The organism is Mycolicibacterium rhodesiae (assembly GCF_002086695.1).
Lineage (GTDB): Bacteria > Actinomycetota > Actinomycetes > Mycobacteriales > Mycobacteriaceae > Mycobacterium > Mycobacterium rhodesiae.
This window is the reverse complement of sequence record NZ_MVIH01000002.1, coordinates 302,971-322,697: the sequence shown is the minus strand read 5'-3', so window position 1 is coordinate 322,697 and position 19,727 is coordinate 302,971. Positions and strand designations below refer to the sequence as shown.

The 19,727-nt window shown below is 66.8% G+C and carries 19 protein-coding genes; 16 read left to right on the top strand and 3 right to left on the bottom strand.

Annotated elements, in window-relative coordinates; genetic code table 11:
* Positions 1-35: 35 nt before the first annotated feature.
* From fadD5 to BST42_RS05310, 15 genes are all read left to right on the top strand, one after another.
* Positions 36-1,661: a fatty-acid--CoA ligase FadD5 gene (fadD5, locus tag BST42_RS05380; RefSeq protein WP_083117541.1), complete on the top strand. Its 1,626-nt coding sequence runs from the start codon at positions 36-38 to the stop codon at positions 1,659-1,661.
* A gap of 230 nt (positions 1,662-1,891) precedes the next feature.
* Positions 1,892-2,692 (top strand): MlaE family ABC transporter permease, encoded by an 801-nt coding sequence (locus BST42_RS05375; protein WP_036346725.1) that lies wholly within the window; start codon positions 1,892-1,894, stop codon positions 2,690-2,692.
* 1 nt (position 2,693) lies between these two features.
* Entirely contained in the window at positions 2,694-3,563 is an 870-nt protein-coding gene (locus BST42_RS05370; RefSeq protein WP_083117540.1) for an MlaE family ABC transporter permease, read from the top strand.
* 4 nt (positions 3,564-3,567) lie between these two features.
* Positions 3,568-4,779, top strand: a complete 1,212-nt coding sequence (locus tag BST42_RS05365) for an MCE family protein (protein WP_083117539.1) — start codon at positions 3,568-3,570, stop codon at positions 4,777-4,779.
* Positions 4,776-5,816 carry a virulence factor Mce family protein gene (locus tag BST42_RS05360; RefSeq protein ID WP_083117538.1) on the top strand — a complete coding sequence of 347 codons (1,041 nt, stop codon included), beginning with the start codon at positions 4,776-4,778 and terminating at the stop codon, positions 5,814-5,816. The genes BST42_RS05365 and BST42_RS05360 overlap by 4 nt, the downstream gene beginning before the upstream one ends.
* Positions 5,813-7,369, top strand: coding sequence for an MCE family protein (locus BST42_RS05355; RefSeq protein ID WP_083117537.1), 1,557 nt, complete (start codon positions 5,813-5,815; stop codon positions 7,367-7,369). Before BST42_RS05360 ends, BST42_RS05355 begins: the two co-directional genes overlap by 4 nt.
* On the top strand, positions 7,370-8,998 hold the full coding sequence (locus BST42_RS05350) for a virulence factor Mce family protein (RefSeq protein WP_083117536.1): 1,629 nt from the start codon (positions 7,370-7,372) through the stop codon (positions 8,996-8,998).
* A gap of 8 nt (positions 8,999-9,006) precedes the next feature.
* Entirely contained in the window at positions 9,007-10,149 is a 1,143-nt protein-coding gene (locus tag BST42_RS05345; protein ID WP_276009777.1) for a virulence factor Mce family protein, read from the top strand.
* Between the two features lie 15 nt (positions 10,150-10,164).
* Entirely contained in the window at positions 10,165-11,727 is a 1,563-nt protein-coding gene (locus BST42_RS05340) for a virulence factor Mce family protein (protein ID WP_083117535.1), read from the top strand.
* Positions 11,697-12,332 carry an Rv1363c family protein gene (locus BST42_RS05335; protein WP_083117534.1) on the top strand — a complete coding sequence of 212 codons (636 nt, stop codon included), beginning with the start codon at positions 11,697-11,699 and terminating at the stop codon, positions 12,330-12,332. Before BST42_RS05340 ends, BST42_RS05335 begins: the two co-directional genes overlap by 31 nt.
* A complete protein-coding gene (locus tag BST42_RS05330; RefSeq protein WP_083117533.1) occupies positions 12,329-13,324 on the top strand; it encodes an RDD family protein in 996 nt (331 codons plus the stop codon). The genes BST42_RS05335 and BST42_RS05330 overlap by 4 nt, the downstream gene beginning before the upstream one ends.
* Positions 13,321-13,878, top strand: coding sequence for an Rv1363c family protein (locus BST42_RS05325; RefSeq protein WP_083117532.1), 558 nt, complete (start codon positions 13,321-13,323; stop codon positions 13,876-13,878). The genes BST42_RS05330 and BST42_RS05325 overlap by 4 nt, the downstream gene beginning before the upstream one ends.
* A complete protein-coding gene (locus tag BST42_RS05320) occupies positions 13,845-14,519 on the top strand; it encodes an Mce protein (RefSeq protein WP_083117531.1) in 675 nt (224 codons plus the stop codon). Before BST42_RS05325 ends, BST42_RS05320 begins: the two co-directional genes overlap by 34 nt.
* 21 nt (positions 14,520-14,540) lie before the next feature.
* Positions 14,541-15,245 (top strand): YoaK family protein, encoded by a 705-nt coding sequence (locus tag BST42_RS05315; RefSeq protein ID WP_083117530.1) that lies wholly within the window; start codon positions 14,541-14,543, stop codon positions 15,243-15,245.
* Positions 15,246-15,255: 10 nt separating this feature from the next.
* Positions 15,256-16,080 (top strand): SDR family oxidoreductase, encoded by an 825-nt coding sequence (locus BST42_RS05310; RefSeq protein ID WP_083117529.1) that lies wholly within the window; start codon positions 15,256-15,258, stop codon positions 16,078-16,080.
* A 9-nt stretch (positions 16,081-16,089) separates the two neighbouring features.
* On the opposite strand, the gene BST42_RS05305 is transcribed toward BST42_RS05310, so the two are convergent.
* Positions 16,090-17,169, bottom strand: a complete 1,080-nt coding sequence (locus BST42_RS05305; RefSeq protein WP_083117528.1) for a phosphodiester glycosidase family protein — start codon at positions 17,167-17,169, stop codon at positions 16,090-16,092.
* Between the two features lie 238 nt (positions 17,170-17,407).
* Here BST42_RS05305 and BST42_RS05300 point away from each other — a divergent pair, with 238 nt between their 5' ends.
* Positions 17,408-17,686: a GlsB/YeaQ/YmgE family stress response membrane protein gene (locus BST42_RS05300; protein ID WP_083117527.1), complete on the top strand. Its 279-nt coding sequence runs from the start codon at positions 17,408-17,410 to the stop codon at positions 17,684-17,686.
* Between the two features lie 4 nt (positions 17,687-17,690).
* Here the strand turns inward: BST42_RS05300 and BST42_RS05295 are convergent, their stop codons facing one another.
* Both BST42_RS05295 and BST42_RS05290 read right to left on the bottom strand, forming a co-directional pair.
* A complete protein-coding gene (locus tag BST42_RS05295; RefSeq protein WP_110918479.1) occupies positions 17,691-18,959 on the bottom strand; it encodes a PQQ-dependent sugar dehydrogenase in 1,269 nt (422 codons plus the stop codon).
* On the bottom strand, positions 18,940-19,695 hold the full coding sequence (locus BST42_RS05290) for a pirin family protein (RefSeq protein ID WP_083117526.1): 756 nt from the start codon (positions 19,693-19,695) through the stop codon (positions 18,940-18,942). Before BST42_RS05290 ends, BST42_RS05295 begins: the two co-directional genes overlap by 20 nt.
* Positions 19,696-19,727: the final 32 nt, after the last annotated feature.

The following is a 19,727-nucleotide window of genomic DNA, read 5'->3' as shown; positions in this document are numbered from 1 at the left end:
GCCATTCGGAACTGTTGAGAGGGCAACGAAGACCAGTGACCAGCCAGCTGACCACGACGACCGAGCAGCCGTATCTGGCGCGCCGGCAGAACTGGACCAACCAGCTGGCGCGTCATGCTCTGATGCAGCCCGACGCCACCGCATTGCGCTTCATGGGCCGCACAACGACCTGGGCCGAATTCGATCACCGGGTCACCAGGCTCGCCGACGCGTTGAGCCGCCGCGGGGTCGGCTTCGGCGACCGGGTGATGATCCTGATGCTCAACCGCCCGGAGTTCGTCGAGGCAACCCTGGCCGCCAACCAGCTCGGAGCGATCGCGGTTCCGGTCAACTTCCGGCTCACCCCGCCGGAGCTGGCGTTCCTGGTCCAGGACTGCGACGCGGCCGTGGTGGTCACCGAATCGGTGCTCGCCGACGTCGCCAAGGCCGTACGCGACCTCGCGCCCGGGCTGTCCGCCGTGATCGTCGCCGGCGGCGCGACCGAGGACGGTGCGCTCGGTTACGAGGACCTGATCGTCGAAGAGGGTGAGCAGCACCAGCCGGTGGACATCCCCAACGACAGCCCGGCCCTGATCATGTACACCTCGGGCACCACCGGCCGGCCCAAGGGCGCGGTGCTGACCCACACCAACCTCGCCGGTCAGGCGATGACCGGGATGTACACCACCGGCCCCGACATCAACAATGACGTCGGGTTCATCGGAGTTCCGCTGTTCCACATCGCCGGCATCGGCAACACCCTCGGCGGCCTGATGCTCGGTACGCCGACGGTCATCCACCCGCTGGGCGGATTCGACCCGGGCCAACTGCTCGACGTGCTCGAGGCCGAGCGGGTCACCGGTATCTTCCTGGTGCCCGCCCAATGGCAGGCGGTCTGCGCGGCGCAGAAGGCCAAGCCGCGCGACATCCGGTTGCGGACGCTGTCCTGGGGTGCGGCCCCCGCCTCGGACACACTGCTGCGCGAGATGTCGGAGACGTTCCCGGACAGCAAGATCCTCGCCGCGTTCGGCCAGACCGAGATGTCTCCGGTGACGTGCATGCTCCTCGGCGACGACGCGATCCGTAAGCGCGGTTCGGTGGGCAAGGTGATCCCGACCGTGGCCGCGCGCATCGTCGACGAAGACATGAACGACGTCCCGGTGGGAGAGGTCGGCGAAATCGTCTATCGGGCACCAACTCTGATGGCCGGCTACTGGAACAACCCGCAGGCCACCGCAGAGGCGTTCGCGGGAGGCTGGTTCCATTCCGGTGACCTGGTCCGCGCGGATGCCGACGGCTACATCTGGGTGGTCGACCGCAAGAAGGACATGATCATCTCCGGCGGCGAGAACATCTACTGCGCCGAGGTCGAGAACGTGCTGGCCGCCCACCCGGCGATCGTCGAGGTGGCGGTCATCGGTCGTGCGCACCCGAAATGGGGTGAGGTGCCGGTGGCGGTCGCCGCGATCAATGCCGCCGCGCTGCGGCTGGAAGAACTTGACGAATTTCTGACCGAACGTCTGGCACGGTACAAACACCCCAAGGGACTTGAGATCGTCGACGCGTTGCCCCGCAACCCTGCGGGCAAGGTGCTCAAGACCGAACTGCGAATTCGGTTCAGCGGCAGCTCCTCGGCGGATGCGAGTGATGAAACCGGTTCGGATGCACCGGATCCCAGCTAGCGGAACAACGCATTACGGATGCGACAAAAATCGAGTAGTGGGGATGGAGGGTCAATAGTGCAGATGCGGTGCACGGCCCGTCAGGCATCGGGTACATTCCTGTGGTCCGCCTTACTACTGAGTAGTAGGGAGACGACACTCACTCACTGCGGGTCGGGGCAAGGAGGGTACGTGCCAGTCGGACTGCCGCCACGCGACGACCGACGTGGTCCCGTCATGTGGGTGAACCGGTGACCGCCGCGACCACTGGCGTCGGCGGCTACCTCCAGGACAAGGCCCGTCCGGCGCTGACCGCCATCGGCGGCTTCTTCCGCATGTGCGTGCTCACCGCCAAGGCGACCACCAAGTGGCCCTTCGAGTGGCGCGAGTTCATCCTTCAGGGCTGGTTCCAGTTCCGGGTGACCTTCCTGCCGACCATCGCCGTGGCGGTCCCCAACACCATCCTCATCATCTTCACGATCAACATCCTGCTGGTGGAGTTCGGTGCGGCCGATGTTTCCGGTGCCGGTGCGGCACTGGCCGCGGTGACCCAGCTCGGCCCGATCGTGACCGTGCTGGTCGTCGCCGGCGCCGGGTCGACGGCCATCTGCGCCGACCTCGGTGCCCGCACCATTCGTGAAGAGATCGACGCCCTCGAGGTCCTCGGCATCGACCCGATCCACCGCCTCGTGCTGCCCCGGGTGGTTGCCGCGACGTTCGTCGCCGTGCTCCTCAACGGCGCGGTCATCACCGTCGGCCTGGTCGGCGGCTTCATCTTCGGCGTCTATATGCAGAACATCTCCGCCGGCGCCTATGTCTCCACGCTCACCCTGATCACCGGATTGCCGGAGGTCATCATCTCGATCGTCAAGGCGCTCACCTTCGGACTCATCGCCGGCCTGGTCGGCTGCTACCGCGGCCTGACCGTCTCCGGCGGTGCCAAGGGGCTCGGCACCGCGGTGAACGAAACGCTCGTGCTGTCCGTGGTCGCTTTGTTCGCCGTCAACGTCGTCCTGACCACCATCGGTGTTCGGTTCGGAACGGGGCACTGAAATGAGTACTGCGGCAGTCCTTCGGTCTCGCTACCCCCGCGCGTACACCAGCGCGACAAAGTGGGCGTCGGCCCCGAGCCGATTCGTCGAGCGGGTTGGTGACGTGGCCTGGTTCACCGTCACGGCGGTCGGCCAGATCCCGCACGCTCTGCGTTACTACCGCCGCGCCACCCTGCGGCTGATCGCCGAGATCGGAATGGGCACCGGCGCGATGGCCGTCATCGGCGGCACGATCGCGATCGTCGGTTTCGTGACCCTGTCCGGCGGCTCGCTGATCGCGATCCAGGGCTATGCGTCGCTGGGCAACATCGGTGTCGAGGCGTTCACCGGATTCGTCGCGGCGCTGGTCAACGTGCGCGTCGTCGCACCACTGGTTTCCGGGCACGCACTGGCCGCCACCGTCGGTGCCGGGGCCACCGCCGAGCTCGGCGCCATGCGCATCGCCGAGGAGATCGACGCCCTGGAGGTGATGGGCATCAAGTCCATCAGCTACCTGGTGTCCACCCGCATCCTGGCCGGCATGGTCGTGATCATTCCGCTGTACGCGATGGCGCTGCTGCTGTCGTTCCTGGCCGCGCAGCTCACCACGACCGTGTTCTACGGCCAGTCGACGGGCACCTACGACCACTACTTCCGGACATTCCTGCGGCCCGATGACGTGTTCTGGTCGTTTGTCGTCGCCATCATCATCGCGGTCTTCGTGATGATCAATCACTGCTATTTCGGCTACAACGCCAGCGGCGGTCCGGTCGGCGTCGGCGAGGCGGTCGGCATCTCGATGCGCGCCTCGCTGGTCGCCGTCGCGACCGTGGTTCTCCTTGCCTCGTTGGCGCTCTACGGCACCAACCCGAACTTCAACCTCACGGTGTAGCGGTATGACGACGCCGCTCAACTCATCTCGACGCCCGCCGCTCAAGCTCGCGGGTGTGGTGTTCCTGCTGTTGGCCGTTGTGCTGGCCACGCTGGTGTACCTGCAATTCCGGGGCGACCTGACCCGCAAGACCACCCTGACGATGGTGTCCGACCGCGCCGGTCTGGTGATGGACCCGGGCTCGAAGGTCACCTACAACGGCGTCGAGATCGGTCGCGTCACCAAAGTCTCCTCGGTGAACCGCGATGGCAAGTCGGTCGCCGAGCTGACGCTCGAGGTTGTCCCGCACTACATCTCGCTGATCCCGGCCAACGTCGACGCGCAGATCAAGGCCAGCACCGTCTTCGGCAACAAGTACGTGGCCTTCACGAGCCCGAAAGATCCGGCCAAGGCCCGGATTTCGAGCAGTGACGTCATCCAGACCTCGGGGGTCACCACCGAGTTCAACACGTTGTTCGAGACGCTGACCTCGATCTCGGAGAAGGTCGATCCGGTCAAGCTGAACATGACGCTGAGCGCGGCCGCCGAAGCGCTCAATGGCCTGGGCACCAAGTTCGGCCAGTCGCTCGTCAACGGCAACGCGGTGCTCGACGACGTCAACCCGCAGATGCCGCAGATCCGCAGCAACATCCGGCAGTTGTCGAACCTGGCCGACGTCTACATCAAGGCCAGTCCGGAGTTCTGGGACTCCCTCGACCATGCGGTCAGCACCGCCAGCACCCTCAACGCCCAGCAGAAGGACCTTGACGCCGCCCTGTTGGCTTCCACCGGATTCGGCAACACCGGCGCCGACATCTTCGAACGTAGTAAGCCCTTCTTCGTGCGCGGCCAGGCCGACTTCGTGCCGACCGCCCAGCTGCTCGACACGTACAGCCCGCAGCTGTACTGCCAGATCAAGGGTGAGGCTGAGGCCCTGCCGCAGGCCCTGGATGCGTTCGGCGGCAACGGCTATTCGCTGGACACCGTGACCGAATTCCTCGGTGCCCCCAACCCCTACGTCTATCCGGACAACCTGCCCAGGATCAACGGGCACGGCGGCCCCGGCGGTGCGTCGGGTTGCTGGCAGAAGATCGATCGAAACTTCTGGCCGGCGCCGCATCTGGTGGTCGACGACGGTGCTTCTCTCGCGCCGTACAACCACTTCGAACTCGGCCAGCCCATCCTCACCGAGTACGTGTGGGGTCGCCAAGTCGGGGAGAACACGATCAACCCATGAGAATCACTGGCACAGCAGTCAAACTCGCGGCATTCTCGTTCGTGCTGCTGCTCTTCACGGCGGTCATCATCGTCGTGTTCGGGCAGTTCCGGTTCGACCGAACGACCTCGTACACAGCCGAATTCAGCAATGCGAGCGGTTTGCGGGACGGGCAGTTCGTCCGCGCCGGCGGCGTGGAGGTCGGCAAGGTGTCCGACATCAAGCTCATCGGAAACGGCGACCGGGTGCAGGTGACGCTCAACGTCGACCGGTCGTTGCCGCTGTACCAGTCGACCACCGCCCAGATCCGCTACCAGGATCTGATCGGCAACCGCTACGTCAATCTCGACCGCGGCACCGGTGAGGGCGCCGACCGAATCCTTCCTGCGGGCGGCTTCATTCCGATGTCGCGCACGCAGCCTGCGCTGGATCTCGATGCACTCATCGGCGGATTCAAGCCGCTGTTCAAGGCATTGGATCCGCAGAAGGTCAACACCATCGCCTCCTCGTTGATCACTGTCTTCCAGGGGCAGGGCGGCACCATCAACGACATCCTGGATCAGACGGCTCAGCTGACCTCCGCGCTGGCCGATCGCGATCAGGCCATCGGTGAGGTGATCACCAATCTGAATACCGTGCTGGACACCACGGTCAAGCACGAGAAGGACTTCGACCAGACGGTCAACAACTTCGAGGTGCTGATCACCGGTTTGAAGAACCGCGCCGACCCGCTCGCCCAGTCGGTTGCCGATATCAGCAATGCGACAGGAACGTTGGGAGATCTCCTGGCCGACGACCGCCCGCAGCTGCAGAACACCATCGCCAAGCTGGAGACCATTCAGCAGCCGCTGGCCGACGGTCAGGACCGGTTGGACGACCTGCTGACCAAGCTGCCCGCAGCCGTGAAGATGATCGGCCGTGCCGGCGGTATCTACGGTGACTTCTTCAACTTCTATCTGTGCGACATCAACCTGAAGCTCAACGGCCTGCAGCCGGGTGGACCGGTCCGCACCGTGAAGATCACTCAGCAGCCCACGGGTAGGTGCACGCCGCAATGAGGACGCTAGAGGGTTCCAACCGCATCAGGAATGGCCTGGCGGGCATGCTGATCGTCATCCTGGTCATCGGGGTGGGTCAAAGCTTTTCCGGCATTCCCCAGCTGTTCGCCCAGCCGGCCTACTACGGCCAGTTCACCGACAGCGCCGGGCTGAACCCGGGCGACAAGGTCCGTATCGCCGGTATGGATGTCGGCCAGGTGAAGTCGCTGAAGATCGACGGCGACAAGGTGCTGATCGGATTCAACTTGGGCGCCAGGCAGATTGGCACCGAGAGCCGGCTGGCCATTCGCACCGAGACCATCCTCGGCAAGCGGGTACTGGAAATCGAGCCCCGCGGCAGCAAGATGCTGCAGGCCAGCGGTGTGCTGCCCACCGGGCAGACCACAACGCCGTACCAGATTTACGACGCGGTGTTCGACGTCACCAAGGCCGCGTCCGGCTGGGACATCGACACCGTCAAGCAATCGCTGAATGTGTTGTCGGAGACCATCGATCAGACCTACCCGCACCTGAGTGCGGCGCTCGACGGGGTGGCCCGATTCTCCGACACCATCGGCAAGCGCGACGAACAGTTCAAGCAACTGCTGGCCAACGCCAACAAGGTCGCCGCCGTGCTGGGCAACCGCAGCGAGCAGATCAACCGCCTGGCGGTGAACGCCCAGACCCTGCTGGCCGCGGTCAACGAACGCCGCGCCGAAGTCGACGCGCTGCTGTCCAACATATCGCTGATCTCCCAACAGTTCACCGGCTTCGTCAACGACAACCCGAACCTCAATCACGTTCTGGAGCAGCTGAAGACGATCAGCAATGTGCTCGTCAAGCACAAGACGGATCTGTCCGACGTGCTGATCACCGCCTCGAAGTTCATGGGCGCACTGGCCGAGGCGATCGGTTCCGGCCCGTACTTCAAGGTGCTCGTGGTCAACCTGCTGCCGTACCAGATCCTGCAGCCGTGGGTGGACGCCGCATTCAAGAAGCGCGGCATCGATCCCGAGGAGTTCTGGCGCAACGCGGGTCTGCCTGCCTTCCGCTTCCCGGATCCCAACGGCCAGCGCCAGCCCAATGGTGCGCCGCCGCCTGCCCCGATCCCGCTGGAAGGCACACCGGACCATCCCGGTCCCGCGGTCGGACCCGGCTCGCCGTGCTCGTACACCCCACCGCCGGACGGCATTCCGACGAACGGCAACCCGCTGCCGTGCGCCCACCTGAACAACCTTCCGTTCGGGCCGGTGGCAGAAGGTGACTACCCGCCGCCGGATGTGCCGATCTCGGCACCCAACCCGGCCGCCGGCTACAGCCCGGGTGTCCCGAGTGCGGCCTTCCCCGGCGAGCTCTCACCGGCCATCCAGGGTGTGCCCGCCCCGCCGCTGGCGCCCGGTCCGCCGGGAGCCCGCACGGTGCCGGTATCCCCGACACCGGGCCCGGCCACCGACATCCCCGGATACGCCCCGCCGCCCAACGCCTTGATCGGTCCGATCCCGCCGCCGGGACCGGGACCGCAGGTGCCGCCGGTCGGTGACCTGGCGCCCGTCGACCAGGGAGGGGGAGCGTAAATGTCGACAGTCTTCAACATCCGTAATCTGGGCCTGCCCAAGATGTCTCGGACGTCGGTCGTGGTCGGCACCCTCGTGGTGGTCATCGCACTGGTGGTGGCCGTGGTCGGCTACAAGCTGTACGAGAAGCTGACCACCAACACCGTGGTCGCCTACTTCCCCGAGGCGCTGGCGCTCTATCCGGGTGACCGGGTGCAGATCATGGGCGTGCGGGTCGGCGGTATCGACAAGATCGAGCCGGCCGGCGACAAGATGAAGGTCACCTTCCACTACGACAACAAGTACAAGGTGCCCGCCAACGCGACCGCGACGATCCTCAACCCGAGCCTGGTCGCCTCCCGCGTGATTCAGCTGGCACCTGCCTACACCGGCGGCCCGGTCATGGCGGACAACGCCGTCATCCCGATCGACCGCACCCAGGTGCCGGTGGAATGGGACGACCTGCGCAACCAGATCTCCGACATCATCACCAAGCTCGGCCCGACACCCGAACAGCCCAAGGGGCCGTTCGGCGATGTCCTGGAGTCCTTCGCCAACGGACTCGAGGGCAAGGGCCAGCAGATCAACACCACGTTCAAGGCCCTGTCCGACGCGGTGAGCGCGCTCAACGAGGGTCGCGGTGACTTCTTCGCCGTCCTCAAGAGCCTGGCGTTGTTCGTCAACGCGCTGCACAAGAGCGATCAGCAGCTGGTCGCGCTCAACACCGACCTCGCCACGTTCACGAACTCGTTCTCCAACTCCGATCAGGAAGTGGCCAAGGCGGTCAAGGACATCGACACCTTGCTGACCACCGCGCGCAAGTTCGTCAACGACAACGGTTCGGTGCTGACCAAAGACATCCAGAACCTTTCCGACGTCACCACTCAGGTGCTGCAGCCGGAGTCGCGCAACGGTCTGGAGACGGTGTTGCACGTCTACCCGAACCTGGCCGCCAACCTGCAGAACATCTACCACCCGACACACGGTGCGCTGGTGGCCATTCCGACGATCGCGAGCTTCGCCAACCCGATGCAGTTCATCTGTAGCGCGATCCAGTCCGGCAGCCGGCTGGGCTACCAGGATTCGGCGGAGATGTGCGCGCAGTATCTGGCGCCGATCATGGATGCGATCAAGTTCAACTTCCCGCCGTTCGGTGTGAACCAGTTCTCGACCGCCGAGGTGCTGCCGAAGTACGTCGCGTACTCCGAGGAACGGCTGCGGCCGCCCCCCGGATACAAGGACACGACGGTCCCGGGCATCTGGTCGCGTGACACGTTGTTCTCGCACGGCAACCACGAGCAGGGCTGGATCGTGGCGCCCGGCATGCAGGGTGTCGACGTCCAGGCGTTCACCGCCAACATGCTGACCCCGGACTCGCTGGCCGCGCTGATGGGCGGGCCCGACCCGGTGAACTACCCGCCGGGTGGTCCGCGTGGTGGCGCGCCGTCGAACTCCTATGACCAGACCAACCCGCTGCCGCCGCCGTGGTACCCGGGAGCGATCCCGCCGCCGCCGCCGGGTCCGGACGTGGTCCCCGGACCGCTGCCGGTCTCGCAGCAGATCAACGGCGGGGCTCCGCCCCCGGCCGGGCCTGCACCGGCAGCACCCGCGGGTCCTGCGCTGCCCGCTGAGATGGGAGGTGGACAGTGAGCACGATTCTGAGCACCACCCGTCGGTACGGCTGGCGTGGGTTCGTGCTGGTTCTGACGGCGATGATCCTGACGTCATGCGGCTGGCGCGGTATCGCCAACGTGCCGATCCCGGGCGGTCCGGGCACCGGTGACAAAGCCATGACCGTGTATGTCCAGATGCCGGATACGTTGGCGCTCAACGTCAACAGCCGCGTCCGGGTCGCCGACGTCTTCGTCGGTACGGTGCGTGCCATCGAACTGAAGAACTGGATCCCGACGCTGACGCTGGGCCTGCAGCCGGGGGTCAAGCTCCCCGCCAACGCGATTGCGCGCATCGGCCAGACCAGCCTGCTCGGCACCCAGCACGTCGAGCTGGATCCGCCGCCGAACCCGTCGCCTGAGCCGTTGCGCAACGGTGCGACCATTCCGCTGAAGAACTCGCAGTCGTTCCCCACCACCGAACGCACCCTGGCCAGCATCGCCACCGTGCTTCGTGGCGGCGGCATCTCCAACCTGGACGTCATCCAGACCGAGGTCGCGAACATCCTGGACGGCAACGGCGAACAGATCCGCGACTTCCTGACCAAGCTGGACACGTTCACCGATCAGCTCAACCAGCAGCGCGACGACCTGACCCGGGCGATCGACAAGACCAATGAACTGGTCTCGATCGTGGCCGCCCGCAACAACACGCTGGACCGCGTGCTGACCGAATTCCCGCCGCTGATCAAGTATTTCGCCGACGCACGGGATCGGTTCACCGGTGCCGTCGAGGCGCTCGGCCGGTTCAGCAAGGTCACCGCCGACACCTTCTCGGAGGCGCGGGCCAACTTCGACACCAACCTTGCGCTGCTGCAGCGGCCGTTGAAGCAACTCGGCCGGGCGGCGCCCTACCTGATCGACTCGCTGAAGCTGGTCATCACAGCGCCGTACCCGATCGACAACATCCCGAAGGTGATCCGGGGTGACTACATCAACACGTCGGCCACCTTCGACCTGACGCTGAGCTCGATCGACAACGCGTTCCTCACCGGTACCGGTGTGTCCGGAATGCTGCGCGCACTCGAGCAGGCATGGGGTCGCGATCCGCAGACGATGATCCCGGATGTTCGGTTCACGCCACACCCGAACATGACCGACGGGGGACCGTATGTCGAGCGCGGCGAGTGAAGGGGTGACGGCTAGATGTTGACCCGTTTCATCAAGACGCAGCTCGTCATGTTCGGCGTGCTGACCGTGATCGCGCTGCTGGTGCTGGGCTGGTACTTCCTGCGCCTGCCCACACTGGCGGGCATCGGACAGTACGAGCTGAAGGCCGACCTGCCGTCCTCGGGCGGTTTGTACGCGACCGCCAACGTCACCTACCGGGGCATCACGATCGGGCGCGTCACCGAGGTGGAGCCCACCGAGAACGGTGTCCGGGCGACGATGAGCATCAGCGACAAGTACAAGATCCCGGCCAACGCCACCGCCAACGTGCACTCGGTGTCGGCGGTCGGCGAGCAGTACCTGGACCTGGTGTCGGACGGGAATCCCGGTCAGTACTTCTCCGCCGGGCAGACGATCACGAAGTCGACGGTGCCGGAGGAGATCGGCCCGGCGCTGGACGCCGCCAACAAGGGGCTGGCGGCGCTCCCGGCCGACAAGATCCCGGTGCTGCTGAACGAAACCGCGCAGGCGGTAGGCGGTCTCGGGCCTGCGCTGCAACGCCTTGTCGACGGCACGCAGGCGATCGTCACTGATTTCAAGACGAACATCCAGGACGTCAACGACATCATCCAGAACTCGGCGCCCGTCGTCGACAGCCAGGTCAACTCCGGCGATGCGATCCAGCGGTGGGCGGCGAACCTCGACACCATCACCACCCAGACCGCCGCGCAGGATCAGGCGCTGCGCAACGGGTTGAGCCAGGCTGCGCCGACCGCCGACGCGGTCAACGCGGTGTTCAGCGATGTGCAGGAAGCGCTGCCGCAGACGCTGGCCAACCTCGAGATCGTGCTGGACATGCTCAAGCGCTATCACAAGGGCGTCGAGCAGTCGCTGGTGCTCCTGCCTCAGGGCGCATCGGTCGCCCAGTCGGTGTCGGCGCCGTATCCGCACCAGGCCGCACTGGACTTCGGCTTGACGATCAACCAGCCGCCGCCGTGTTTGACCGGCTTCCTGCCGGCCAGCCAGTGGCGTGCTCCGGCGGACCTGCGGCCGATGCCGGTGGAGAACAACCTCTACTGCAAGATCCCGAAGGACACCCCGGCCAACGTGGTCCGCGGTGCGCGTAACTTCCCGTGCGCCGACGTGCCCGGTAAGCGCGCCGCCACGCCGATGGAGTGCCGCAGCACCGAGCCCTACACCCCGTTGGGCAACAACCCTTGGTACGGCGACCCCAACCAGGTGCTGAACTGCCCCGCGCCCGGTGCTCGATGTGATCAGCCAGTAAACCCCGGTACCGTGATACCGGCACCGTCGATCAACAACGGGATGAACCCGTTGCCGGCCGATCTGCTGCCGGGCCCGACACCGCCGACGAGTGACCCGCTCACTCCACCGGGGACCGGCACCGTTCAGTGCAACGGTCAACAACCGAACCCCTGCACCTACACCCCGGCAGCAGGTAGCCCGGCAGGTAATACGGCCGTCTACACCCCGCAGAACGGGGAGTTGACCGGTCCCGATGGCGTGAAGTACGACGTCAAGAACTCGAGCAGTACAGGAGACGACGGATGGAAGGAGATGCTGGCTCCGGCCGGCTGACCCCACCGCCGACCGACGACGCCGAACTCAGTGCGGCGCAGGAGTCGGCGAACCCGACCCCACCGGTCGACGAGACCGAACCGAGCGACGCCGCCGTGCCACGCGGGTCACGGTTGAGCGGCCGCCCTCTGGCCGTGGTGTGTGTCGCGCTGGTGATCGCCGGCCTGCTCGTCGCCACCGGCGGGTTCTTCGCACTGCGGTCGCACCAGAAGAGCGCCGCCGCGGCGCGGGCCGAAACGGTCGCGCTGGCCGCGGCCAAGGATTGCGTCACCGCGACCCAGGCGCCGGATGCCACCGCGATGGCGGCCAGCCAGCAGAAGATCATCGAATGCTCGACCGGCGACTTCGCCGCGCAGGCCAGTCTGTACAGCGGGCTGCTGGTCGACGCCTACCAGGCCGCCAAGGTCCAGGTTCAGGTGTCCAACATGCGCGCGGCCGTAGAACGGCACAACGACGACGGTTCGATGGACGTGCTGGTCGCGGTGCGGGTGAAGGTGTCCAACTCCGCGGCGCAAGACCAGGAGCAGGGGTACCGGCTGCGGGTGAAGATGGCGCCTGAGGGAGGCACGTACAAGATCGCCAACCTCGACCAGGTGAGCAAGTGACGGTGACGGTCCCCGAAGCGGACACCGGCGCCGAGGCCGACGTCGACGCACCGGAGGTCGCCCACGAGGTTCCCGCCGGGGTGCCGGCCGGCTGGTGGGCTCGGGCCGGTGCGTTCACCGTCGACGTGTTCTTCGGTATCGGTGTGGTGATCACCTGCCTGCTGGTGGCGTGGACCGCGCCGCTGCGCGGATGGCTGTGGTGGGTCGCGGTCGCACTGGCCGGGGTGGTGTTCCTGGCGGTCGCCGTCAACCGGTTACTCCTGCCTGCGATCACCGGGTGGACGCTGGGCCGCTCGCTGGCCGGCATCGTGGTGGTGGGCAGGGACGGCACGCCGGCCGGGCCGTGGCGGCTGCTGGTCCGCGATCTGGCGCATCTGCTCGACACCGCCGCGATCTTCCTCGGCTGGCTGTGGCCGCTGTTCGACTCGCGCGGTCGCACCTTCGCCGACCTGCTGACCCGCACCGAAGTCCGCCGGGTCGAGGGCGAGCGCCCCAACCGGCGACGGCTGGCCGGTGTGGTGGTGGCGCTTCTCGCCGCGGTGGCCGCCTGTGCCACCACGCTGGCGTACTTCGCCGTGTACCGACCGGAACTCGCGGTCGAACAGGCCCGCCAGCAGCTGGCGGTGGACGGCCCCCGGATCGTCGCGCAGATGCTGAGCTACGACGTGGCGTCGATCGACAACGACTTCGCGCGGGCCCGCGGCCTGGCCACCGACGCGTACCGGCCGCAGCTGGTCGCACAGCAGGACGCCGTGCGCAAGGCCGGACCCGTCGACAACGACTACTGGGTGACCAACAGCGCCGTGCTGACCAACACCCGCGACAAGGCCGTGATGTTGCTGCTCATGCAGGGCCAGCGCGGTGAGGCGCCCAAGCAACGGCTGATCACCGCCACCGTCCGGGTGAACTTCGAGAGGTCGGCGGCCGGCCAGTGGCAGGTCGCCAACCTGTCGGTGCTGGCCAAGCCCAACCCGGCGGGGGAGCCGAAGTGAGCCCACGCCGCAAACTCGACGCCGACCACCGGGACCTGTTCCGGTTGCCTGACCCGCAACCGCGCCGCTGGGTCCTGCCCCTGGTCGCCGGGCTGGCGGCGGTGCTGATCGTCGCCGCGATCACCGCAAGCACACTGCTGCTGGTGAAACGCGAAACCCAGCGACACGACGCGGTCCGGGATGTGGCCGTGCTCAGCTTCGTTCGCGGATTCGTCACGCACTACACGTCCATCGATCCGTTCCACGCCAACGACTACGCCGACAAGGTGCTGGCGCAGGGCACCGGACAGTTCGCAAAGCTGTACCAGGACAAGATGAATGAGGTCGTCATTCAGGTGGCGCGGGCCGAACCGACGACCGGAACGGTCCAGGACCTCGGTATCGAGCGCTGGAACCGCGACGGCAGCGCCGACGTGGTGGTGGCCGCGACGACGAAAACCCGTATGCCCGACGGCAAGACCATCGAAAGCGGCAGCCGCTGGGTGGTCACCGCGACCCAAGAAGGAGGTGCAGGAGGTCCGTGGAAGATCAGCAACCTGCTGCAGGTGATCTGACCGACGCCGCACCCGAGGCCACGCCCGAGGACGAGGCGACCGAAGCCGAAGCCGAATCCGAGACCGAGACCGAGACCGAGACCGTCGAACAGGCTCCCGCGGAATCGCCGAAGCGGCCGAACTGGTTGAGTCGCAACAAAACTGCGCTCGCCGTGGGGGTTTCGGCAGTCGTCTTCGTCGCGGGGGGCGCCTTCGCCGGCGCCGCCGTCCAGCCGTACCTGATGGACAAGGCGACCGTCGACACCAAGCTCGCGATCGCCCGGACGGCCGCCGATGCGATCACCACGCTGTGGACCTACACCCCCGAGGACATGGACAAACTGCCTGACCGGTCGGCGAAGTACCTGTCCGGCGATTTCGAGGACCAGTACCGCAAGTACGTCGACGCGATCGTGCCGACCAACAAGCAGGCCAAGGTCACCAACAGCACCGAGGTGGTGGGCGCGGCCGTCGAATCGCTGACCGGTTCGGAAGCCACCGCGCTCGTCTACACCAACACGACGTCGAAGAGCCCACTCACCAAGGACATTCCCGCCACGAAGTATCTGTCGTACCGGGTGCAGCTGACCCGCGACGGCTCGCGCTGGCTGGTCACCAAGATGACGACAGTCACCTCACTGGACCTCACGCCCAAGCTGTAAGTCGTTGGCGATACTGGGCTGATGGCCGTCGCCTCGCCCGTCTCGCAACGATCCACCGTCGTCGCGCTGCTGCTGCTGACCTTCGCGACCGGATTGGTCGACGCGATCAGCGTGCTGATACTGGGGCACGTGTTCGTGGCGAACATGACCGGCAACGTGATCTTCCTCGGGTTCTGGTTTGTGCCACATTCCGGGGTGGACATGACCGCCGCGGTCGTCGCCTTCGTCAGCTTTCTCACCGGCACGGTGCTCGGCGGACGCTTCGCGCGCCACCTCGACCATGAAGTGGCGGTGCGGACCTGGCTGACCGCCGCGCTGGGCTCCGAGGTGGTGCTGCTGGCCGCACTGGCCGCACTCGCAGGCAGCGGTGTCGTCAACTATCACGACGACGGCAAGCTGATCCTGATCGCCGGACTGGCGTTGGCATTCGGTGGACAGAACGCCGCGGCCCGGCAGTTCGGCATCCAGGAACTGTCCACCACGGTGCTGACGACGACGCTGGTGGGGATCGGCTTCGACAGCCGACTCGCCGGCGGCACCGGGCAGCGGGAAAAGTTGCGCTACACCGTGGTTCTGACGATGTGCGCCGGCGCCACCGTCGGCGCGACGATGTCGCGGTTCATGGTCGCGCCGGTGATCGCACTGGCGGCGGTCGTGGTGGCAGCCGGCCTCGCCGTCTTCCGATACGGTCCGCAACCCGTGACGGCATCGGGCGAGGATCACTAGAGTCGCGGCTATGCCCACTGTCCTGGTCACCGGCGCCGCCCGGGGAATCGGCAAGTCGATCGTGAATTACCTGGCCGCTGCGGGCTGGGACGTCATCGCAGGGGTGCGCAGCGCCGCCGATGCGGAAATCCTGTCGAAGCTGCCGCGGGTCAGTGCGGTCATCCTCGACGTCACCGATGACGCGCAGGTCGCCGCGCTTGCCGACGCGCTACCCGCCCGGCTCGATGCGGTGGTCAACAACGCAGGCATCGCGGTCAGCGGACCGCTGGAAGGGCTGACCACAGCCGAGATCCGCAGGCAATTGGACGTCAACGTCGTCGGCCAGCTCGCCGTCACGCGGGCGGTGCTTCCGCTGCTGCGTGAGTCGCACGGCCGGATCGTGTTCATTTCCAGTGTGAACGGCCAGCTTTCGGCGCCGATGATGGGCGCCTACAGCGCCTCGAAGTTCGCACTCGAGGCGGCCGCCGACGCCTTGCGAATCGAGTTGCGGCCGTGGGGTATCGCGGTCAGCGTGGTCCAGCCGGCCCAGACCGATACCGACCTGTGGCGCGATGCCGACCGCAGTGTCGTCGAGATGGCGGCCGCGCTGTCGCCGCAGCATCGGGCGTTGTACTCCAAACATGTTGCGGGCATGCGCAAATCGATCCCAACGTCGCAGCGCCTGGCTGTGGACCCGGAGAAGGTGGCCAAGGTGGTGCTCCAGGCGCTCACCGCCGCCAAGCCTCGGGCGCGGTACCCCGTGGGCCTACCCGCCGCGCTGCAGATGACCCTGATGACCAAGCTGCCGACCCGCGCCCGCGACGCGGTGCTTCGCCGGGTGCTCGGCCAGCCCTGAAGTCGCTGATCAGTTGAAGGCGAGCCAGGCGGGCAGGGCGCGCTCACGCGAGTCGCACAGGACAGCCATCGTGTCGCACGAACCCTTCGGCACCCCGGCGCCGGCCCACATTCCGCCGGTGTCGCGGCGAAGCACGATCGCCGACGAGCCCCCGCCGTCGAGCAGGATCGCGGTGTCGCTGCCCAAACCCCGGAACAGATCCTGAATCTGGTCCGGGGTGTAGCTGCCGCCCTGGAACACGTACATCTCGTCCTTGTCGCGGGCATACGCCAACGCGGTGCGGGCGGCGCTGGGGCCGCCGTCGTTCATCTGCCCGGTATCACCCGGGGCCAGCAGTCCCAGCCCGCTGACCGCGACGAACCGAGTGCCCTTGTCCAGCAAGCCCTGGATCACCGGGGTCGCGGCGTCGTAGTCGTCGGGTGATTTGGGCGTCACGACAAACGGCGCCCCGGCGACGGGAAGAATCATCGTAGTCAGCGCCGTCCACACTTCGTCGCCGCCGGACAGCGCCTGCTTGCCCGCATACGCGATGGTCCCGGTCACCGCGGCATTGGCCCGGCCCTGCCCCTGGGTGTTGTCGACATAGGCGCCCAGCGGGGAGCTGCAGCCCGTCGACTTCCACGAACCTGCTTGCTGCCCACGGACATCGAAGAAGTTGGCGTTGATCGCGATGGTGGGCTGGCCGAGCGCCTGCCAGGCCTGCAGCGGGGTGTAGGTCTCCGAGGCCTGCACCAGGCCCTCCCGCGTTCGGGTGCCGGCGGTCCGTTCGCAGCGCGCCTGATAGCCGGAGTGGCTGTCCACGAGCAGGCGTGGCGTCAGCCGACTCGAGGCCGCCTTGATGATCATCAGGTGCCCGCCGTTGGTGAGCTCGTACCAGTTGCCGCCGGCATTGAGCATCGGTGCGGGAAAGCCGCTGCCGAAGTTGTAGACCAAATAGCTTCCGCGCGTAGTGGCGATGGCCTGGGCCAGCTGCGCGCGCGCGTCGGCCGACGCCACCGGGGTACCGGTTGTGGCCGCCAGGGTCAGGCAGCTCACCGCAGCCATACTGCCCGCGGCCAGGCGGCGCAACGTTGCGGCGATGGTTGGCACAGTTGCCCTTTCATGACGGTCGGGTCCCTTACGGCACGTACACCATCATTCTCAGCAACCACACAGTCAACTTAGGTAACAGTCCCGCGGCGGTTCGGCACCGGCGTCGTCACGACCAGCGGCGATGATGCGGCCGGCGGCAAATTTGTTCAGCGAATGGTTATCGACGGTGTGAGTTGGGAACTACTCCTTCGCGCGGCGCTCGCCCGGGCCCGCCGGAACATCATGAGGAGCAGCAATGATCGGAACGATTATCGGAGCCATCGTCGTCGGACTGATCGTCGGCGCGCTGGCGCGACTTGTTATGCCGGGTAAGCAGAACATCGGCATCATCATGACCATCCTGCTCGGCGCGGTCGGGTCCTTCCTGGGCTCCTGGATCTCCTATCAGGTCGGATACTCGAACTCCAACGGCGGGTTCGCGATCATCCCCTTCCTGGTCGGCATCGTCGTCGCCGCAGTGCTGATCGCGATCTACGTCGCGGTCACCGGACGCAGCAACCGAGTTCACCACTAAGAGGTCAGCGGCCCGGCGGCGCGAGCCGGTACACCGCGCCGGCGTAGTCGTCGGTGATGTACACCGCGCCGTCCGGGCCCGCGACAGCAGCCACGGGACGCCCCCAGCGCGTCCCGTCCTGGCTCTGAAATCCTCCGACCAGGGTCTGCTGAGGACCCAAAGATCCTGCGCGCCAAGCGAAGAACGAGACCTCCGGCGCTCTGGGCGGGGTACGGTTCCACGAGCCGTGCACCCCGACCAGGGCGCCGGAGTCGTATGGAGCGGGCAACGATCCCTCGGTGAAACTCAATCCCAACGGCGCGGAGTGCGCGCCGAGAGTCTGCTCCACGGGCGGCAGAGCCGCGCAATCGAGGTTGCTTCCGTCGGCGTTGGTCTGGACGTCGCGCGCATACGGCCGCCCGTCGGCGTCGGGATTGCAATAGGGCCAACCCAATTCGCGTCCGGGCGTCAGCCGCGCCACCGACTCCGGCGGGTGGTCGTTGACGTACTCGGTGACTTTCGAGTACGACGGTCCTGGCCGCGGGTCGGCAACCTGGTCGCGATTGTTGACCGCGGTCCACACCGCTCCGTCCGGTGCGGTGGCGAGGCCGGTCCCGTTGCGCACGCCTGTGGCGAAGGGCGCCGCCGGACCGCCCCCGGGCGGGACCCGCATGATCGTGGCTCGCGGCGGTTGCGCCGTCCGGTCGTCCGCGGTGATGTTGCCGGTGGAGCCGATCGAGAAATAGACCGCCCCGTCGCGGCCGACAGCCACACTCTTGAGGGCATGGGCGTACGCCCCACCGAGATCCGGACTGCGGGCATCGGGCAACCCGTCGGCGACGACGCGAGGGCCGTCGGCCCGGGTGCCGTGATAGTCGAAGGCGTCCACCTGGTCGCTCTCGGCCACATACAGCGTGCCGCGATCGAAGGCGAGGCCATGCGGCTGGTCCAGCCCGTCGAGCAAGACTGTGCTCTGTGGTTGAGCCTGGCCAGGCGCCAGGCGCAGTACTTGGCCCGCCGCGGGCACCGACACCAGCAATGCCCCGTCCGGTGCCCACGCCGCCAATCTGACCCGCGGCACCCGAGCCCACACCGACATGGTCCAGCCCGGCGGGACGAGGGCCCGGCGCGGCGTGTCGAACGGCGCGGTGTCGAGTCCGGCCGGCACGGTGACGACGACCGGTGCCAGTCCGGTGGGAGCCGAGGCCGGGGGAGCCGGCGGCGCGGAATGTCCACACGCCGCCGTCAGCGCCGCGGCCGCCGCGCAGGCCGCCTTAGCCCGCCAGCCCGGCATGCATCTCCCACACGAGGATCTCTGACGGTGCGGTGGCGGTGACCCGCTGACCGCCGGCGGCGGTGAACCGCACCGCATCGCCTTCGTGCAACTCGCCTGCGCCTTCGAGCGTCACCTCGCCGCGCGGGACGAACAGGTGCAGGTAAGGAGCCTCGGGCAGCTCGACGGCCTCACCGGGCTGCAGCCGGGCGCCGTGCAGTGCCGCATATCGGTTGCGGATCGCGATCGCGCTCTGGCCATTGTGCTCAGGCATTCCGGAGGCGATCGTCACCAGGCCGCCACGCAGCAGCTCGTCGTCGATCTCCAGTTGCTGATAGCCCGGATCGATTCCCGATTCGTCGGGCACCACCCACATCTGTACGAAATGCACCGGCTCACTGTGGTTTTCGTCGCCGGTAAGGGTCCAGGAGTCGTTCTTCTCCGAGTGCAGGATCCCGCGGCCCGCCGACATCCGCTGCGCCAACCCCGGGTAGATCACCCCGGAGTGCCCGGTGGAGTCCTGGTGGACGAGGGATCCCTGCAGCACCCAGGTGACGATCTCCATGTCGCGGTGGGGATGAGTGTCAAATCCCATGCCGGGCTTGACGATGTCGTCGTTGTTCACCAGCAGCAGGCCGTGGTGAGTGTTGTCGGAGTCGTAGTGGTGCCCGAACGAAAACGAGTGCTTCGAGTCCAGCCAGCTGATCTTCGTCGCAGCGCGGTCGGCGGCACGTCTGATGTCGACGGTTGCGGCCATGTCATCACCCCTTGGGTCGTTGCCAGCCTAGG

Coding starts and splice junctions, on each gene's coding strand:
- BST42_RS05370 (WP_083117540.1), top strand. CDS start 2,694: ATGAGTACTGCGGCAGTCCTTCGGTCTCGCTACCCCCGCGCGTACACC.
- BST42_RS05365 (WP_083117539.1), top strand. CDS start 3,568: ATGACGACGCCGCTCAACTCATCTCGACGCCCGCCGCTCAAGCTCGCG.
- BST42_RS05360 (WP_083117538.1), top strand. CDS start 4,776: ATGAGAATCACTGGCACAGCAGTCAAACTCGCGGCATTCTCGTTCGTG.
- BST42_RS05355 (WP_083117537.1), top strand. CDS start 5,813: ATGAGGACGCTAGAGGGTTCCAACCGCATCAGGAATGGCCTGGCGGGC.
- BST42_RS05350 (WP_083117536.1), top strand. CDS start 7,370: ATGTCGACAGTCTTCAACATCCGTAATCTGGGCCTGCCCAAGATGTCT.
- BST42_RS05340 (WP_083117535.1), top strand. CDS start 10,165: ATGTTGACCCGTTTCATCAAGACGCAGCTCGTCATGTTCGGCGTGCTG.
- BST42_RS05335 (WP_083117534.1), top strand. CDS start 11,697: ATGGAAGGAGATGCTGGCTCCGGCCGGCTGACCCCACCGCCGACCGAC.
- BST42_RS05315 (WP_083117530.1), top strand. CDS start 14,541: ATGGCCGTCGCCTCGCCCGTCTCGCAACGATCCACCGTCGTCGCGCTG.
- BST42_RS05310 (WP_083117529.1), top strand. CDS start 15,256: ATGCCCACTGTCCTGGTCACCGGCGCCGCCCGGGGAATCGGCAAGTCG.
- BST42_RS05300 (WP_083117527.1), top strand. CDS start 17,408: ATGATCGGAACGATTATCGGAGCCATCGTCGTCGGACTGATCGTCGGC.
- BST42_RS05295 (WP_110918479.1), bottom strand. CDS start 18,959: ATGCCGGGCTGGCGGGCTAAGGCGGCCTGCGCGGCGGCCGCGGCGCTG.
- BST42_RS05290 (WP_083117526.1), bottom strand. CDS start 19,695: ATGGCCGCAACCGTCGACATCAGACGTGCCGCCGACCGCGCTGCGACG.